This is a genomic window from Streptomyces sp. S.PB5 (assembly GCF_030403745.1).
Classification (GTDB): domain Bacteria; phylum Actinomycetota; class Actinomycetes; order Streptomycetales; family Streptomycetaceae; genus Streptomyces.
Genome location: NZ_JAQMWP010000014.1, coordinates 74871 through 91343, shown reverse-complemented (window position 1 = coordinate 91343; position 16473 = coordinate 74871). Strand labels below are relative to the sequence as shown.

The following is a 16473-nucleotide window of genomic DNA, read 5'->3' as shown; positions in this document are numbered from 1 at the left end:
AGTATCTCCGTTCTTGGCCATGATCCGAACAGGAGAGGTGAACTGACCTGTGGAAATCTCTGCGACAGGGCGTCTTGAGGTCCGCATCACCGCTGCTGACGTGTGTAAACGAGTCTCCGTACGGCACTTGAACGAAGGTGGAGGACCGGGAGAGAAGTTCACCGACACGGTGGGTGTTCTCACATCCTGGGACGACGGTGTGCTGCTGATCACACGCAAGAGCGGCGAGAGTGTCCGGATCCTGGAATCCTCGCTGGTCGCGGGCAAGGTCGTACCGGCGGCACCGGCCCGCCGCAGGGGCCCCGCCGCCTCGTACGAGGAACTCGCGCACGTCTCCAGCAGGGCCTGGCGGCCGGTGGAGAGCGAACGGCTCGGCGAGTGGGAGCTGAGGGCCGCGGCCGGATTCACCCGCCGGGCCAACTCGGTGCTCCCGATCGGCGACCCGGGCATGCCGCTGGACGGAGCCCTGGACGCCGTACGGCGCTGGTACGGCGACCGTGGGCTCCCCGCGTACATCCAGACCTCGACCGGCGCCGAGGGCACGCAGGAGCTGCTGTGCGCGGAGCTGGAGCGGCGGGGGTGGGTGCGTGAGGTGACCGCCGAGATGTGGATCGGAGGGCTGGCGGCGGTCGCGGACCGGGGCGAGGAGGCCGAAAGCGGCGGGGTCGTGATGTCCAGGGAGGCGGACGACGCCTGGCTTGCGCGGTATCAGCGCAAGGGGGTGAGCGAGGTGGCGCTGAAGGTGCTGGGGAGCGGGCCGTCGGTGTGGTTCGCGACCGTGCCGGGGGCCTCGGAGGGCGCCGCTCCCGCCGCCATCGGGCGGTGTGTCGTGGACGGGCGGTGGGCCGGGTTCTCCGCGGTCGAGGTGGACCCCGGGCAGCGGCGGCGCGGGCTGGCCACCACGGTGATGGCCGCGCTGGCCCGGCGGGCGCTCGACGAAGGGGCGTCGGCGGCTTGGCTCCAGGTCGAGAACGACAACGCGGGGGCTCGGGCGCTGTACGCCGGGATGGGCTTCGCCGCGCATCACGCCCACCACCACTACCGGGAGCCCGCGGGTCCCGGCGCCGGCCGGTACGGATCTCCGTGAGAGGGCACGAGGCAGCTATGCGTCCCCCATACCCCCCGCCCCCGGAACGGTCCGCCGAACTGCGCCGGCGGTTCGCCGACGAGGTGCGCTCCGAGCGGCCCGATCTGTCGTTGCTGTGTCTGCTGGTGGGCGCGGCGGCGGACGGATCGCTGGACGAGGCGGGCATGGACGCGGCGCAGATCGAACTCGACGGGCTGGCGGGGCGGTTGCCGTTCCGGCCCGGTGGGCCGCGGTCCTGGGCGGTGTCGCTGCGGGAGCTGCTCGGGGAGCGGTGCGGGTTCCGTGGCTCCGCCGCGGACTATCAGCGCCTCGAGTCGTCGTTGCTGCACTCGGTTCTGCAGCGGCGGCGGGGGCTGCCGATCCTGCTGTCGGTGGTGTGGATGGAGGTGGCACGGCGGGCGGGGGCGCATGTGTACGGGGTCGCGTTGCCGGGGCATTTCGTGGTCGGCTTCGGGCCCGAGGAGGAGCAGGTGCTGGCCGATCCCTTCGACGGCGGGCGGGTGTTGACCGGGTCCGACGCGGAGTTGCTGGTGGCGGGGGCGACGGGGGCGCCGTTGCAGCCGTCGATGCTGGTGCCCGCGGAGCCTCTTGAGGTGGTGCTGCGGATCCTGAACAACATCCGGGCCTGGGCGGCGGCCCGGCCGGAGCGGTCGGATGTGGCGTTGTGGGCGGTGGAGTTGTCGCTGCTGCTGCCCTCGCATCCGGCGCGGCTGCGTTATGAGCGGGCCCAGTTGCTCGTGCAGCGGGGGGATTTCCTCACCGGGGCGACCGAGTTGGACGCGTACGCGGATGTGGTGGAGGCCGTGGACGAGTCCGCTGCGGCTCGCGTCCGGCGGCAGGCCCTTTCCGCGCGGGCGATGTTGAACTGAGGGCCGGGGCAGGTGGGTTACAGCCAGCCCTTTTCTCTCGCCAGCCGCGCCGCTTCCGCCCTGTTCCGCACCGCCAGTTTCTGGATCGCCGTCGAGAGGTAGTTGCGGACCGTCCCCTGGGACAGGTGCAGGGCCTGCGCCAGCTCCGCGTTCGTGGAACCGTCCTCCGCCGCCCTCAGCACCTCCCGCTCCCGATCTGTCAGCGGGTTCGCGCCGTCCGCCAGAGCCGCGGCCGCCAGCGTCGGATCGATGACCCGCTCCCCCGCGAGCACTTTCCGCACCGCCTCCGCCAGTCGGGCCGCCGGGGCGTCCTTCACCAGGAACGCGTCGGCTCCCGCCTCCATCGCGCTGCGGAGGTAGCCGGGGCGGCCGAAGGTGGTGAGGACGACCAGTTTCACCGCCGGGAGTTCCTTGTGGACCCGGGCGGCGGCCTCGATGCCCGTGGCGCCCGGCATCTCGATGTCCAGCAGCGCCACGTCGACGTCGTGGGCGCGGGCGGCCGCGAGGACCTCGTCTCCGCGGGCCACCTGGGCGACGACCTCGATGTCGTCCTCCAGGCCGAGGAGGGCGGCCAGGGCCTCGCGGACCATCGACTGGTCCTCGGCGAGGAGGACCTTGATCGTGGGGCTCATGCCCCGGATCCTACGGGCGCGGCCGGCTCGACGGGGACTCGGGCGACCAGCCGGAACCCGCGTTTCGTACGGCCCGCCTCCAGGGTCCCGCCCGCCTTCTCCAGGCGCTCGGTGAGACCGGTCAGACCGTTGCCGGGGCCCTTTCCTGAGCCGCCTGAGCCGTTGTCCTCGACGGAGAGTTCCAGGACCGGTCCGTCCAGGGTCTGGCGTCGCAGCAGCTCGATCGTGCAGCGGGTCGCGCCGCTGTGCCGTACGACGTTGGTGACGGCCTCGCGCAGCGCCCAGGCGAGGGCCGACCCGGCCTCTTCCGGTACGCCGGCCAGGTCCGGGTCGGCGGGGAGCTCGGCGGTGACCGCGGCGGCCGTCAGCGCGACCTGGGCACCCGCCAGTTCGGCGCCGAGGCGGGGGCGTCGGTAGCCGGTGACGGCCTCGCGGACGTCCACGAGGGCCTGGCGGCTGACCTGTTCGATGTCGGCGACCTGCCGGGCGGCCTTGTCGGGGTGGTCGGGGAGCATCCGGCCCGCGAGCTCGCTCTTGAGGGTGATCAGGGAGAGGGAGTGGCCGAGGAGGTCGTGCAGGTCTCTGGCCAGCCGCAACCGTTCCTCGTTCGCGGCCAGTTGGGCCACCGTCGCCCGGGCCTTGCGCAACTCCACCGTCGTCCGCACCAGTTGCTTCACGCCCATCATCGCGAAGCCCAGGAGCAGCACCACCAGGATCAGGCTCCAGTCGTCGGAGCCGACGTGCAGGCCGACCAGGACCATCGCGACGGTGTTCGCCCCGACTGCCCAGTAAGCGATCCGCTGCGGCAAGGTGGCGCCGCAGGTGACGGAGACGTACACGAACAGGCCGATCCACGGCTCGCCGAGCGTGAGGCACAGGACCACGGCGAGGGTGCCGAGCAGGGCGACCAGGGCGCCGACGGCCGGGCCGGAGAAGGGGCGGCCCATGTTCCGGAAGACCAGGGCCAGATAGGTGCCGGTGAAGGCGGCCAGGGCGACCCAGCCGGCCGCCGTCGCGGCCGTGGAGTGGGCGCCGGAGGTCAGGTCCCGCACCGGCGAGCCGAGGAAGATCAGCCACGGCAGGATCCAGACGAGCTTGCGCAGCGCGTCGGCCCGGTTGCGGGGGGCCTGACCCATCCGGAAGGAGTGCTCCGCCCCGGCCTCCGGGGGCAGCCGGTCGTCCGTCATCGTCGTCACGCTTTCAGCGTGTCCTTCCGGTACAGCCAGGCCGCGCCGCCGGTGAACAGGACGAAGAAGACGGCGAGGACGGCGATGTCCTTGGCGTGCGGCGCCTGGCTCTGCTCGATCGCCTGCCCCAGGGCAGCGTACGCGTGCGTGGGGACCCACTTCGCGATGTCCTGCAGCCATGTCGGGAAGGTCGTCGTCGGCATCCACAGGCCGCCCAGGATGGACAGGCCGAAGTAGGTGATCATCGTGATCGGCCGGACCGCGTCCCCGCTCGCGAGGTACCCGATGGCGACGCCGAGCGCGGCGAAGACCAGGCTTCCGGCCCAGATCGCGCCGGTCAGCGCGAGCCACTGCCAGGCGTCCAGCCGTACGTCCTTCACGGCCGCCGCGACGGCGAACACGACGACGATGGAGGGCAGGCTGACCACCGCGGCGCTCGCGGTCTTCGCGAGGACATAGCCGCGGCCGGGCAGGGTCGTCAGCCGCAGCTGGCGCACCCAGCCGGCCTCCCGCTCCTTCGCGATGCGCTCGCTGTTGCCCATCAGGACGGCCGTCAGGGCGCCGAAGGAGGCCATCGAGACCATCATGTAGGTCGGCAGGGTCAGGCCGGTGCCGTCGACCTTGTCCGTGCCGTCGGCACTGCCGGCGATCAGCAGGAACAGGACCGACGGGTAGATGACGGAGAAGAACAGGAACTTGCGGTTGCGCAGGGCGCGGGTGAGCTCCAGCCTGATCAAGCTGTTCATGAGGTACGAGCCTCCTCGGCGGCGGTGATGGCGACGAAGGCCTGCTCCAGGCCGAGGCCTGCGACTTCGAGGTTGCGGGGGTAGACGCCGAGGCCGTACAGGGCGTGGACGGTGGCGTCGGCGTCGGTGGACTGGATGCGGACGGTGGGGCCGGAGACGGTGAGGCCGGTCAGGAAGGGGAGGCCGCGCAGGGTGGTCTCGTCGACCGGGACCTCCAGGTCGAAGGAGATCCTTCGCACGCCCGCCTTCGCCTTGATCTCGGCGGCGGTGCCGTCCGCGAGGAGCCGTCCGCGGTGCAGGACGAGCACGCGGTCGGCGATGGCGTCGGCCTCCTCCAGGTAGTGCGTGGCGAACAGGACGGTCCGCCCCTGCTCGGCCTGCTCGCGCATGGTCGCCCAGAAGCCCTGGCGGGTGGTGACGTCCATGCCGGTGGTCGGCTCGTCCAGGACGATCAGGTCGCTGTCGCCTGCGGTCGCGAGCGCGAACCGGACGCGCTGGGCCTGGCCCCCGGACAGCTTGTCGGCCTTGCGGTCGGCGATCTGAGTGATCCCGGCCCTGGCCAGCACATCGGCCGGCCGGTGCGGCCTGGGATGCAGAGCGCACGCGAGCCGCACCAGCTCGGCGACGGTCACCTCGTCCATCAACCCGCCGCTCTGCAGCATCGCGTCCACCCGCCCGCCGACGATGGCCTCACGAGGGCTGGTCCCGAAGAGCCGCACGCTCCCGTGGTCGGCCTGCTTCAGCCCCAGCAGCAGATCAAGCGTGGTCGACTTCCCGGCCCCGTTGGGTCCGAGAAGAGCCACGGTCTCCCCCGGATGCAGTTCCAGACTCAGCCCGTCCACGGCCCGGACCTCGCCGTACGCCTTGCTCACCTGGTCGAACACGACCGCTGTCGTTGTCATGTGATCCAGACTGGCGCTCCGGCCCCCTCGCCCGGCAGTGTCGGCGGTCCTGACCGGCGGATGACAGATGTCATACGACGATGAGGGGCACCCGGCGCGTGCCGGGTGCCCCTCATCGGCGAGGGCCGCTAGCTGGGGTCGGTGTCGATCGCCCCGGTGCGCTCCGCCGTGGTCTTGCCGACCAGCACCTTGCGCAGCACGGCGACGACGTCCTGCGGCAGGACGTCCCGCTCGCCGGTCGCCGCCTTCACCTTCACGCCGTCGAAGACGGTGCCGTACGCCTCCTTCAGCGCGTCCAGGTCGTACGTCTCGACGAGCTTGCCGTCGACGGCCTTGACGCCGAGGATCTTCGGCAGGGACACCGAGCCGAACTGGATCGGCGTCGAACCGCCGGTGATGGTGACGCGGCCGGACATCGCGGGCTCCGCGAACGCCTTCATCATCCGGTCGACCTCGGCGTTGGTGATCGTCGGCTGCTGGGTGGTCGTCGCCACCGTCACCGTGCCGCCGTCGCCGGTCTCCACCTGGGTGCGGTACGCCTCCTCGACCGCCTGGGCCGACTTGCCGACGTCGATGCCCTTGCCCGGCTTGCCGTAGACGGCGACAGCCTTGCCGGCGGAGGTGAACTTGATCGTGCCGTCGGTCACCGAGCCGGAGGCGCCGCCCGCGTCCTTCAGGGCGGCGGTCAGCTTCTCCTCGTCGACCGGCATGACCGGTTCGACGACGCGGTGCTGGCCGAAGAGGGAGCCGATGACGGAGACCGGGTTGTAGTCGCTCGTCGCGGCCGCGGCGACCGTGGCCTGCTCGTCGAGCTGGAGGCCCGCCTGGTCCGGCTTGAGCTCCACCGTCTTGCCGCCGACCGAGAGCTTCAGGGCCTTGTTCACCCGCTCGCCGAACTCCGCGTCGAGCTTCTTGACGGCGTCGTCGCGGGTGCCGCCGCCGATGTCGACGCCGAGCACGGTGGTGCCCTTGGGCACGTCGGAGTGGTTCATCAGCAGGCCGGCGCCGTAAGCACCGGCGGCGATGACGAACACCGCGCTGACGACCAGGACCAGCTTGTTGCGGCCCTTCTTCTTGGGCTTCTTGGACGACGCCGGCACGTTCTGCGCGACCGGCTCGGGCAGCTTCGGGGCCGTGGGCTGTATCGGGCCGTCGGTCGGGGCGCCCGGGCCGAACGGGGAGTTCTGGCCGGCGGACGGCACGACCGGCATGCCGCTGGTGACGGTGTGCCCGGAGGGGTTGTCCGGCGCCTGTGGGCCGCCGGGGATGCCGTAACCGGGGGTGCCGGGGCCGGGGGCCGGCTTCTGCGGGGTGAGGATCGCGGTGTCGTCGCTGAGACCGCCGCCGGGGCCACGACCGGCTCCGCCGGGGCCGGCGAGGCCGTTCATTCCGGCGGCGGCACCGGGGATGCCGGGAGCGCCGGGGCCGGCCTGACCGCGGGGGCCGTCGGGACCGCCCGGGCCGCCGAAGCCGTTCGCGCCACCCGGGACGCCAGGACCGCCAGGACCGCCAGGACGACGCTGGCCGCCCGGTGCTCCGGGTGCTCCCGGTCCGCCGGGACCCGCGGGGCCGCCGAACGCGCCGGGGCCGCCAGGACCGCCCGGGCCGCCGTTCATCGGCGGTACCACCGGGCCGTCGCCGGTGACCGGGCCGACCGTCGGGCCCGTGGGACCCTGCGGGCCGCCGTGGCCGCCGAAGTCGTTCGGGCTGCTGAAGTCGTTCGCCGGGTCGAAGCGGTGCGAGCCGGTGCTGGAGCCGTCGAAGGAGTGCGAGCCCGTCGACGAGCCGTCGAAGGGGTGCGAGCCCGTCGCGTTGTTGAAGTCGTTCAGCCCGTCCATGCTGTGCGAGCCGGTCGAGCTGTTGAAGTCGTTCGAGCCGTCGAAGCCACCGGCGCCACCAGGACCACCGAGGCCGTTCGCGCCGCCGGGACCGCCCTGGGCGCCGTAACCACCGTGCCCGTTCTGACCGTTGTGGCCGTTCTGCCCGTTCTGGGTGCCGTTCTCGCCGAAGTACGGCAGGTCGTCGCGCCGCGGCTCGCCGCCCGGGCGCGGACCGCCGCCCAGGGGCCCCGCCGTCAGCGCGTCGGTCACGTCGAAGGAGCCGGTGCCGCCGCCGTGCCCAGGGGCCACGGGCCCACCGGTCGCACCCGGGAGCCCCGCACCGTTGGTGGCACCGCCGGGACGCGAACCGCCCGGCACGCTCATGGAACCGACCACACCACCGGGCCGCGCACCGCCAGGAGCCGCACCGGCACCACCGGGACGCGCACCGCCGGTGACCCCCGTCGCCGCACCCGAACCGCCCGGCAGACCGGCCCCGTTGGACGCGCCGCCGCCCTGACCGCCCTTCGGCGGGCCGGACTTGCGCGGGGCGAACCAGTTGCTGGCCTTCTCATCGGCGGGCGGGGCCGGTTCCGCGGGCGCCTCGGTGGCACCCATGGACGGCGCGGCAGCCGGCGCCGGCGTCTCGGTCTCACTGCCGCCCGAGCCCGTGCCCTCGGCGTCCGCGACCGGCGTACGCACGACGACCGGCGGAATCGGCCGGGATCCGGGGATGTTGATCCGGATCCGGGTCGTCAGCGTGGTCTCGGTCTTGCGGTCCTCGGACTGCGCGCCCGAACGGCCCGTGTCCGTACCGTCGTCGGAAGCCATGGGCGTCCCATAGGGCGGCGTGCCCGAAGGGTAGGCGGCTCCGCCGCGCCCGTTGGGCCCGGAGGACGGACTGTCAGTTTCACGACTCAAGGCAGGTTCTCCCGGTTGGCTCCACCGCCCGTGTCGACCTCAACTGCGCGGGCGGCTCGGCGGCGCGCACCACCATACTGGCCACTTCTGGCGCGTATCCCACGACCGCCGGGGAAACCCACACCGGACTCGCACGTCCCAGTTGCGGCGAAGTGGTACGTCACTTGCCAAGTCGGACGGCATCGCCGCCCGGTTGCCGCTCCCGCCCAAGCGTGGCGCAGATCACAGCTGTGGCCATACCGCCGAGCAGGAAGAGATACGAGCCGGTTCCCGCACCGAAGAGGAAGTCCCCTTCCGGACGGCTCGCGGTGAGCAGGATGACGGCGAGCATCCAGCCGGCGGCGGGCGCGACGGCCCCGCCCCGGCCGCCGGCGGCACGCGCACCGCCCAGACAGAGCCCGGCCTCGCCGGCGAGCGCGAGGAGCAGTCCGCCCGGGAACCAGCCGGACTGCACCAGCGATCCGGCCGCGCCGACGACCGCGCCCAGCACGAAGAGACCCACGTACAGCAGGGCCCGCCCGGCGGACGGGGGCCGCAGGGGCTGGGCGAGCATCGAACCCTGATCGCTCATGACGCCTCCCCGACACCTGCGAAGAGGTCGGCCTCGCGGCCTCCGGGTGCCCTTTCCCCACGGACCGATTCCCCGCGGACCAACTCGTAGTACTCGGTGGTGAAAACGGGCTGCGCGAGCTCGTTGGAGAGGATGAAGTACGGCTCGGCGACGGTGACCTGGGTGGCGTGCGCGGCCATCGCGGCGGCCTTGGCTGCGGCGTACTGCGTGCCGTCGATCTCCGTGGTGACCCGGTCGTCGTCCACCACACCGGGGACGTCGTCCAGGACGCCCGGCTTGTCGAAGGGGAGCCCCGGCAGCACCTCCGCGAGCCGCTCGAAGGCCTCCTCGCCGACCGAGCGCGGAACGCGGTTCCAGTAGATCTTGGGGATGGTCCAGCCCGCCTCGGCGGCCAGGTCGGCGGCGCGCATGGCGACGCGGTGGGCCTGGATGTGGTCGGGGTGGCCGTAGCCGCCGTTGTCGTCGTAGGTGACGAGGACGTGCGGACGCACCTCCAGGATCACCCGCACCAGATGAGCGGACGCCTCGTCGACGTCGGCCTGCCAGAAGCAGGCGGGGTCGTCGTTGTCGGCGAGGCCCATCATCCCGGAGTCCCGGTAGCGGCCGGGACCGCCGAGCAGACGGAAGTCCCCGACGCCGAGTGCGCGCATCGCGGCGGTGAGCTCGCCCAGCCGGTACTCGCCGAGGGCGGTGCCGGTGAGGTGCTGGAGCTCGGACGGGATGACCTCGCCACGCTCACCGAGCGTGCAGGTGACCAGGGTCACCCGGGCACCCTCGGCCGCATAGCGAGCCATCGTCGCGCCGTTGTTGATCGACTCGTCGTCCGGGTGCGCGTGCACCAGGAGGAGGCGCCGGGAGGGTGGTTCCGTCATGGGACCACCCTAAAGGCGTCAGAACTTGATGCTGCCGATCATCCCCGCGATGTTGGTCGTCAGCTCGCTGATCGTGGGGGCCACTGTGGAAGAGGCCAGGTAGAAGCCGAGCAGGACGCAGACGACCGCATGGCCGCCCTTCAGCCCTGACTTCTTGATCAGCAGGAAGACGATGATCGCCAGCAGCACCACCGCCGAAATCGAGAGTGCCACGGCGGCTCACCTCCAAAGATCCCAAGAACACGGGGGGTCGGACCAGGGGGGCAGATAAATCCATACAGGTGCCAGCAGGTTCATACCCACTATGCGCTAGTGATCATAACTATCCGTACGCGCGCATCGGTCGGCGCACGGCCGCACAAGGGGGCGCATGGCCAATATGGTCGGAGCATGACGACGACCTCCGACTCCTTCCCCCGCCGGCACGCCCGGACCCAGCGGTTCACGCTCGGCGCGCCGCGCGCGTTCACGGTGGCTCCCGATGGTTCCCGTGTCGTGTTCCTGCGCTCGTCCTCCGGTACGGACCGGGCGAGTTCACTGTGGGTGCTCGACCCCGCGGACGGCGGGGAGCGCGTGGCGGCCGACCCGCGCGCCCTCCTGGGCGGTGCCGAGGAGCACCTGTCGCCGCAGGAGAGGGCACGGCGCGAGCGCAGCCGTGAGGGCGGCGCCGGCATCGTCGGCTACGCCACCGACTCCGCCGTCGAGTTGGCCTCTTTCGCCTTGTCAGGGCGGCTTTTCGCGGCCGAGCTGCGGGCCGGCACGGCACGTGAACTGCCCTCCCCGGGACCGGTGATCGACCCGCGCCCTTCCCCCGACGGCCGCTTCGTCGCGTACGTCGCCCAGGGCGCCCTGCGGGTCACCGGCGTCGAGGGCGGGGACGACCGGGCGCTGGCCGAGCCGGAGTCGGATCAAGTCACCTACGGGCTCGCGGAGTTCATCGCGGCCGAGGAGATGGGCCGGACGCGGGGCTTCTGGTGGTCGCCGGAGTCGGACCGGCTGCTGGTCGCGCGCGTGGACGACACGCCGGTGCGGCGCTGGTGGATCTCCGATCCGGCCCGTCCCGAGAGTGATCCACAGCACGTCGCGTACCCGGCGGCCGGGACGGCGAACGCGGAGGTACAGCTCTTCGTGATCGGCCTCGACGGGGCGCGCACGGAGGTCTCCTGGGACCGGGCCCGTTATCCGTATCTGGCGCATGTGCACTGGTCAGCGGCGGGTGCTCCGCTGTTGCTGGTGCAGGCGCGGGACCAGCGCAGTCAGCTGTTCCTGGCCGTGGATCCGGCCTCGGGGACGACCCGGATGGTGCATGCCGACGAAGATCCAATTTGGCTTGATCTTTTCCCGGGAGTGCCTTGCTGGAGCCCTTCCGGGCAGCTCGTCCGGATCGCGGACGAGGGGGGCGCGCGCGTCCTCACGGTCGGCGAACGCCCGCTGACGGGAACGAAGTTGCACGTCCGCGCGGTACTGGACGTCTCCGACGACGACATCCTCGTGTCGGGGTCGGCCGGTGAGGGCGCGGCGGACCCGGAGATCGGCGAGGTGCACGTGTACCGGGTGAACGAACTCGGCACCGAACGCGTGTCCTTGGAGCCGGGTGTGCACACGGCGGTGCGCGCCGGGGACGTCACCGTCCTGGTGTCCGCGACACCGGGGCAGGCGGGGTCCCGGGCGCGGGTGCTGCGGGACGGCAAGACGGCGGCGACCATCACCTCGTACGCCGAAGATCCCGGTATGTCCCCGCGCGTGATCCTCACCGAAGGGGGCGCACGGCGGATCCCGTGCGCCGTGCTTCTGCCTCAAGATCACGACGGTGCGACCCCGTTGCCGGTTTTGATGGATCCCTACGGGGGACCACATGGCCCGCGCGTCCTGGCCGCCCACAACGCCCACCTCACCTCGCAGTGGTTCGCCGACCAGGGGTTCGCGGTGGTCGTCGCCGACGGACGCGGTACGCCGGGGCGCTCGCCGGCCTGGGAGAAGGCGATCCACCACGACCTCACGGTCTCCCTGGACGACCAGGTCGAGGCCCTGCAGGCCCTCGCGAAGTCGCATCCGCTGGACCTGTCGCGGGTGGCGATCCGGGGCTGGTCGTACGGCGGCTGGCTGGCCGGGCTCGCGGTGCTGCGGCGCCCCGACGTCTTCCACGCGGGGATCGCGGGTGCGCCGGTGACGGACTGGCGGCTGTACGACACGCACTACACGGAGCGGTACCTGGGCGATCCGGCGGCGTCGCCGGAGTCGTACGCGAAGAGCTCGCTGGTGACGGACGAGGGGCTGTCCGCGCCCGCGGAACCCCATCGGCCGCTGATGATCGTGCACGGCCTGGCGGACGACAACGTGGTCGTGGCCCATGCGCTGCGACTCTCCTCGGCCCTGCTGTCGGCGGGCCGCCCGCACGAGGTGCTGCCGCTGTCGGGGGTCACGCACATGACTCCGCAGGAGCAGGTCGCGGAGAACCTGCTGCTGCTCCAGGTCGACTTCCTGAAGCGGTCGCTGGGGCTGTCGTAACCGTCCGGACAAAGCAACGGACCGGGGTGACATGGCGCACCCCGGTCCGTTTACGGCACCCGCACGGCCGTACGTTCTTTAGACTGACGCGTCCGTATATCGGGATCGGGTCAGCTGAGTTGCCTGCGTGTTAACGCAGTTGGTGGGCTTTTGCAGGGTTTTGTCGTGCCCCGGTCGCGGCCGATGTGACCGGGTCCGGTGGCCAGGGGCCGGGGTCAGTCCCCTCTCACCTCCGGTGGCACCACCTGCTTCTCCTCCGCGAAATGGCACGCCGAGTCATGGGCCGCCGGGCCCGGCAGCAGGCGGAACTCGCTCGGGACCGCCAGGGCCGGGATCTCCAGGGCGCAGCGTTCCTGGGCCTTCCAGCAGCGGGTGCGGAAGCGGCAGCCGGAGGGGATGTTGGTCGGGGAGGGGACGTCTCCGCTGAGGATGATGCGTTCCCTGTGCTCCCGGGCCTCCGGGTCGGGGACCGGGACCGCGGAGAGCAGGGCCTGGGTGTAGGGGTGCGTGGGGTGGTCGTAGATCTCCGCGTCCCTGCCGATCTCCACGATGCGGCCCAGGTACATGACGCCGACCCGGTCCGAGATGTGACGGACGATCGACAGGTCGTGGGCGATGAAGACGTAGGAGAGGTCGAACTCGTTCTGGAGGCGGTCCATCAGGTTGATGACCTGGGCCTGGACCGAGACGTCGAGGGCCGATACCGGTTCGTCGGCGACGATCACCTCAGGGCGGAGGGCCAAGCCCCTTGCGATGCCGATGCGTTGGCGCTGGCCGCCGGAGAACTGGTGGGGGTAGCGGTTGATGTACTCCGGGTTGAGGCCGACCACGTCCAGGAGGTCCTGGACCTTCTTCCTCCGGTCGCCCTTCGGGGCCACCTCGGGGTGGATCTCGTACGGCTCCCCGATGATGTCGCCCACCGTCATACGGGGGTTGAGGGAGGTGTACGGGTCCTGGAAGACCATCTGGATGTTGCGGCGGACCGACTTGAGGGCCTTGCCGGAGAGCTTGGTGATGTCCTCGCCCTTGTACTTGATCGACCCGGACGTCGGCTGCTCAAGATTGACCAGCATCTTGGCAACAGTTGATTTGCCGCAGCCGGACTCCCCGACGATGCCGAGGGTCTCTCCACTGTTGAGCGTGAAGTCCACACCATCAACGGCCTTGACGGCACCGACCTGCTTCTTGAACAGAATGCCCTGGGTCAACGGATAGTGCTTGACCAGTCCGGTCACTTCCAGGATCGGCTCAACCGTTGAGTCAGCCATTGAGGCACTCCCTCCAGAAGTGACAGGCACTCGTCCGGTCCTCCGACACCTCGTACAGCGGGGGTACGTCCGTTCTGCACACGTCCTGGGCCATCGGGCAGCGGGGGTTGAACGCGCAACCCGGCGGGATGTTCATCAAGTTGGGCGGCAGTCCCTTGATCGCGTACAGCTCCTGCCCCTTCTGATCAAGACGGGGGATCGAGTCGAGGAGCCCGCGCGTGTACGGGTGGGCCGGCGCCTTGTAGATGTCGTGCACGGGCGCCGACTCGACGATCCGGCCCGCGTACATCACCGCGATCTTGTCCGCCACGTCCGCGACCACGCCGAGGTCGTGGGTGATGAGGATGAGGCCCATGTTGTACTCGCGCTGCAACTCCGCGAGCAGCTCCATGACCTGGGCCTGGACGGTGACGTCGAGGGCGGTCGTCGGTTCGTCGGCGATGATCAGGGCGGGCTCCAGGGCCAGCGCCATCGCGATCATGATGCGCTGGCGCATACCGCCGGAGAACTGGTGCGGATACTGCTTCACCCGCTCCTTGGCCGCCGGGATCCGCACCCGGTCCATGAGCTCGACGGCCTTCGCCCGCGCGTCCTTCCTCGACATCCCCCGGTGGACGACGAACATCTCCCCGAGCTGGTCCCCCACGGAGATCACGGGATTGAGCGACGACAGCGCGTCCTGGAAGATCATCGCCATCTCGGCGCCACGGACCTTCCGCCGCTCCTCCTCCTTGAGCTTCAGCAGATCCTTGCCCTGGAACAGGATCTCCCCGCCCGCGATCCGGCCCGGCGGCATGTCGAGAATCCCCATGATCGCCTGCGCGGTCACGGACTTCCCGGACCCGGACTCCCCGAGCACGGCGAGCGTCTCCCCCGCGTCCACCGAGTAGTCGACCCCGTTGACCGCCTTGGCGACCCCGTCCCGCGTCTTGAACTCCACATGCAGATCCCGCACTTCGAGCAGCACGCCGTCACCTCGGCTTCGGGTCGGGGGCGTCGCGTACGAGGTCCTCGCGGACGGCGAACGCCGATACGGTGACCGCCCGGGCGACGGAACGGCCCGGGCGGTACGGCAGAGCACGCGGCGCGCACCCTCTTCTCGCGCCGGCCGCCGAAACTCCCGGCGCTCCCATGCCGCTCGGGCCCGCAGCCGCCTCCGCGCGCCACACGCTTCCCAGCGTCACCACGCCGTCACCTCAGCTTCGGGTCGAGGGCGTCGCGTACCGCGTCGCCGAGCATGATGAACGCGAGGACCGTGACGGCGAGGGCGCCGGCGGGCCAGAGGAGCATGTGGGGGGCGTTGCGGATGTAGGCGGAGGCGGCGGAGATGTCGATGCCCCAGCTGACCGTCGGGGGCTTCAGGCCGACGCCCAGGTAGGAGAGCGTCGCTTCCAGGGAGATGTAGGTGCCCAGGGCGATCGTGGCCACCACGATCACCGGGGCCACCGCGTTCGGGGCGATGTGGCGCAGCAGCTGACGGGAGTTCGAGGCGCCGAGCGCCTTCGCCGCCTGGACGTAGTCGTTCTGCTTCGCCGTGATGACCGAGCCCCTCGCGATGCGGGAGATCTGCGGCCAGCCCAGCAGCACCATGAAGCCGATCACCGGCCAGACCGTGTTGCTGGTGACCACCGAGAGCAGGACCAGGCCGCCCAGGACCACCGGGATCGCGAAGAAGACGTCCGTGATGCGGGACAGGATCGAGTCCCAGAAGCCGCCGAAGAAGCCGGCCAGGCCGCCCAGGACCGAGCCCAGGACCGCCACCCCCAGCGTGGCGCAGACGCCGACCGTCACCGACGTACGGGCGCCGTACACCGTGCGCGTGTAGACGTCGCAGCCCTGACCGTCGTAGCCGAAGGGATGGCCCGGCTGGGAGCCCTCCTGGGCCTTGGACAGGTCGCACTTGAGGGGGTTGCCGGAGGCGATCAGGGACGGCCAGAGCGAGATCACGACCAAGAAGAGGATCACCAGGCCGGAGATGATGAAGACCGGGTTGCGGCGCAGGTCGTGCCACGCGTCCGACCAGAGCGAGCGCGGTCTGCCCGCGGGGCCTGTGCCGTGCGGGCCGCCCGGGGTCCGTTCCAGGGTCTCGCCCTCGCTCGTCGCCAGGTCCATCGCGCCGCCCATCCCGGTCGCCGCGATCGCTCCGTCGTCGTGAGGCTGCTGCTCAGGCATAGCGGATCCTCGGGTCGAGTACGGCGTACAGGAGGTCGACCAGCAGGTTGGCGACCAGGAAGACCAGGACCAGGACCGTCACGAAGCCGACGACCGTCTGGGTGTTCTGCCGCAGAATCCCCTGGTAGAGCTGGTAGCCGACGCCGTGGATGTTGAAGATCCGCTCCGTCACGATCGCGCCGCCCATCAACGCGCCGACGTCCGTGCCGATGAAGGTGACGACCGGGATCAGGGAGTTCCTCAGGAGGTGGCGGGTGATGACCCTTCTCCTCGGCAGGCCCTTCGCCACCGCCGTACGGACGTAGTCGCTCCGGCTGTTCTCCGCGATCGAGGTACGGGTCAGGCGGGTCACGTACGCGAGCGACACCGAGGCGAGGACCAGGCCCGGCACGATCAGTTCGTCGAAGGTGGCGTCCGCGGACACCGACGGCTTGATCCAGCCCCACTCCACGCCCAGCAGCAGCTGGAGCAGCAGGCCCGTGACGAACGTCGGGACCGAGATGACGACCAGCGTGAACATCAGGACGGTGGTGTCGACGGGCCGGCCGCGGCGCAGGCCCGTCACCACACCCAGCGTGATGCCGATGACGATCTCGAAGAGGATCGCGACGATCGTCAGGCGGATCGTCACGGGGAACGCCGTCGACATCAGCTCGGTGACCTTCTGCCCGTTGAACGCGGTGCCGAAGTCGCCGGTGAAGACGTTCCCCATGTAGGTCAGGTACTGCTGCCAGACCGGTTTATCGAGGCCGAACTCCTTCTTCAGCTGGGCGGCCGTGGCGGGGTCGCACTGCCGGTCGCCGCACAGGCCCGCGATGGGGTCGCCCATGACGTTGACCATGAGGAAGATGAGGAGGGTGGCGCCGATGAACACCGGGATCATCTGGAGCAGACGCCGGACGACATAGCGTCCCATGG

At 70.9% G+C, this 16473-nt stretch carries 15 protein-coding genes; 3 read left to right on the top strand and 12 right to left on the bottom strand.

Annotated elements, in window-relative coordinates; genetic code table 11:
• Positions 1–49 precede the first annotated feature (49 nt).
• Both PH203_RS32455 and PH203_RS32450 read left to right on the top strand, forming a co-directional pair.
• A complete protein-coding gene (locus PH203_RS32455; protein WP_289924517.1) occupies positions 50–1087 on the top strand; it encodes a GNAT family N-acetyltransferase in 1038 nt (345 codons plus the stop codon).
• 17 nt (positions 1088–1104) lie between these two features.
• Positions 1105–1956, top strand: coding sequence for a transglutaminase-like domain-containing protein (locus tag PH203_RS32450; RefSeq protein ID WP_289924516.1), 852 nt, complete (start codon positions 1105–1107; stop codon positions 1954–1956).
• A 17-nt stretch (positions 1957–1973) separates the two neighbouring features.
• Here PH203_RS32450 and PH203_RS32445 read toward each other — a convergent pair whose 3' ends face one another.
• The 8 genes from PH203_RS32445 to PH203_RS32410 form a co-directional block, all read right to left on the bottom strand.
• Positions 1974–2588, bottom strand: a complete 615-nt coding sequence (locus PH203_RS32445; protein ID WP_289924515.1) for a response regulator transcription factor — start codon at positions 2586–2588, stop codon at positions 1974–1976.
• Entirely contained in the window at positions 2585–3775 is a 1191-nt protein-coding gene (locus PH203_RS32440) for a histidine kinase (RefSeq protein WP_289924938.1), read from the bottom strand. Before PH203_RS32440 ends, PH203_RS32445 begins: the two co-directional genes overlap by 4 nt.
• A gap of 5 nt (positions 3776–3780) precedes the next feature.
• Entirely contained in the window at positions 3781–4521 is a 741-nt protein-coding gene (locus tag PH203_RS32435) for an ABC transporter permease (RefSeq protein ID WP_289924514.1), read from the bottom strand.
• Positions 4518–5423: an ABC transporter ATP-binding protein gene (locus PH203_RS32430; RefSeq protein ID WP_289924513.1), complete on the bottom strand. Its 906-nt coding sequence runs from the start codon at positions 5421–5423 to the stop codon at positions 4518–4520. The genes PH203_RS32435 and PH203_RS32430 overlap by 4 nt, the downstream gene beginning before the upstream one ends.
• A 128-nt stretch (positions 5424–5551) precedes the next feature.
• Entirely contained in the window at positions 5552–8074 is a 2523-nt protein-coding gene (locus PH203_RS32425) for a hypothetical protein (RefSeq protein WP_289924512.1), read from the bottom strand.
• A gap of 250 nt (positions 8075–8324) precedes the next feature.
• Positions 8325–8735: a DUF6113 family protein gene (locus tag PH203_RS32420; protein ID WP_289924511.1), complete on the bottom strand. Its 411-nt coding sequence runs from the start codon at positions 8733–8735 to the stop codon at positions 8325–8327.
• Positions 8732–9607: an N-acetyl-1-D-myo-inositol-2-amino-2-deoxy-alpha-D-glucopyranoside deacetylase gene (gene mshB, locus PH203_RS32415; protein ID WP_289924509.1), complete on the bottom strand. Its 876-nt coding sequence runs from the start codon at positions 9605–9607 to the stop codon at positions 8732–8734. The genes PH203_RS32420 and mshB overlap by 4 nt, the downstream gene beginning before the upstream one ends.
• 18 nt (positions 9608–9625) lie before the next feature.
• Complete coding sequence (locus tag PH203_RS32410) at positions 9626–9820, bottom strand: hypothetical protein (RefSeq protein ID WP_030038342.1); 195 nt, start codon at positions 9818–9820, stop codon at positions 9626–9628.
• 177 nt (positions 9821–9997) lie between these two features.
• Between PH203_RS32410 and PH203_RS32405 the strand changes: the two genes are divergently transcribed.
• Positions 9998–12115 carry a prolyl oligopeptidase family serine peptidase gene (locus tag PH203_RS32405; protein ID WP_289924507.1) on the top strand — a complete coding sequence of 706 codons (2118 nt, stop codon included), beginning with the start codon at positions 9998–10000 and terminating at the stop codon, positions 12113–12115.
• A 215-nt stretch (positions 12116–12330) separates the two neighbouring features.
• Here the strand turns inward: PH203_RS32405 and PH203_RS32400 are convergent, their stop codons facing one another.
• From PH203_RS32400 to PH203_RS32385, 4 genes are all read right to left on the bottom strand, one after another.
• Positions 12331–13383, bottom strand: coding sequence for a dipeptide ABC transporter ATP-binding protein (locus tag PH203_RS32400; protein WP_289924506.1), 1053 nt, complete (start codon positions 13381–13383; stop codon positions 12331–12333).
• Positions 13376–14350 (bottom strand): ABC transporter ATP-binding protein, encoded by a 975-nt coding sequence (locus PH203_RS32395; RefSeq protein WP_289924505.1) that lies wholly within the window; start codon positions 14348–14350, stop codon positions 13376–13378. The genes PH203_RS32400 and PH203_RS32395 overlap by 8 nt, the downstream gene beginning before the upstream one ends.
• 224 nt (positions 14351–14574) lie before the next feature.
• Positions 14575–15555, bottom strand: coding sequence for an ABC transporter permease (locus tag PH203_RS32390; RefSeq protein ID WP_289924503.1), 981 nt, complete (start codon positions 15553–15555; stop codon positions 14575–14577).
• Positions 15548–16471, bottom strand: a complete 924-nt coding sequence (locus tag PH203_RS32385) for an ABC transporter permease (protein ID WP_289924501.1) — start codon at positions 16469–16471, stop codon at positions 15548–15550. Before PH203_RS32385 ends, PH203_RS32390 begins: the two co-directional genes overlap by 8 nt.
• Positions 16472–16473 lie beyond the last annotated feature (2 nt).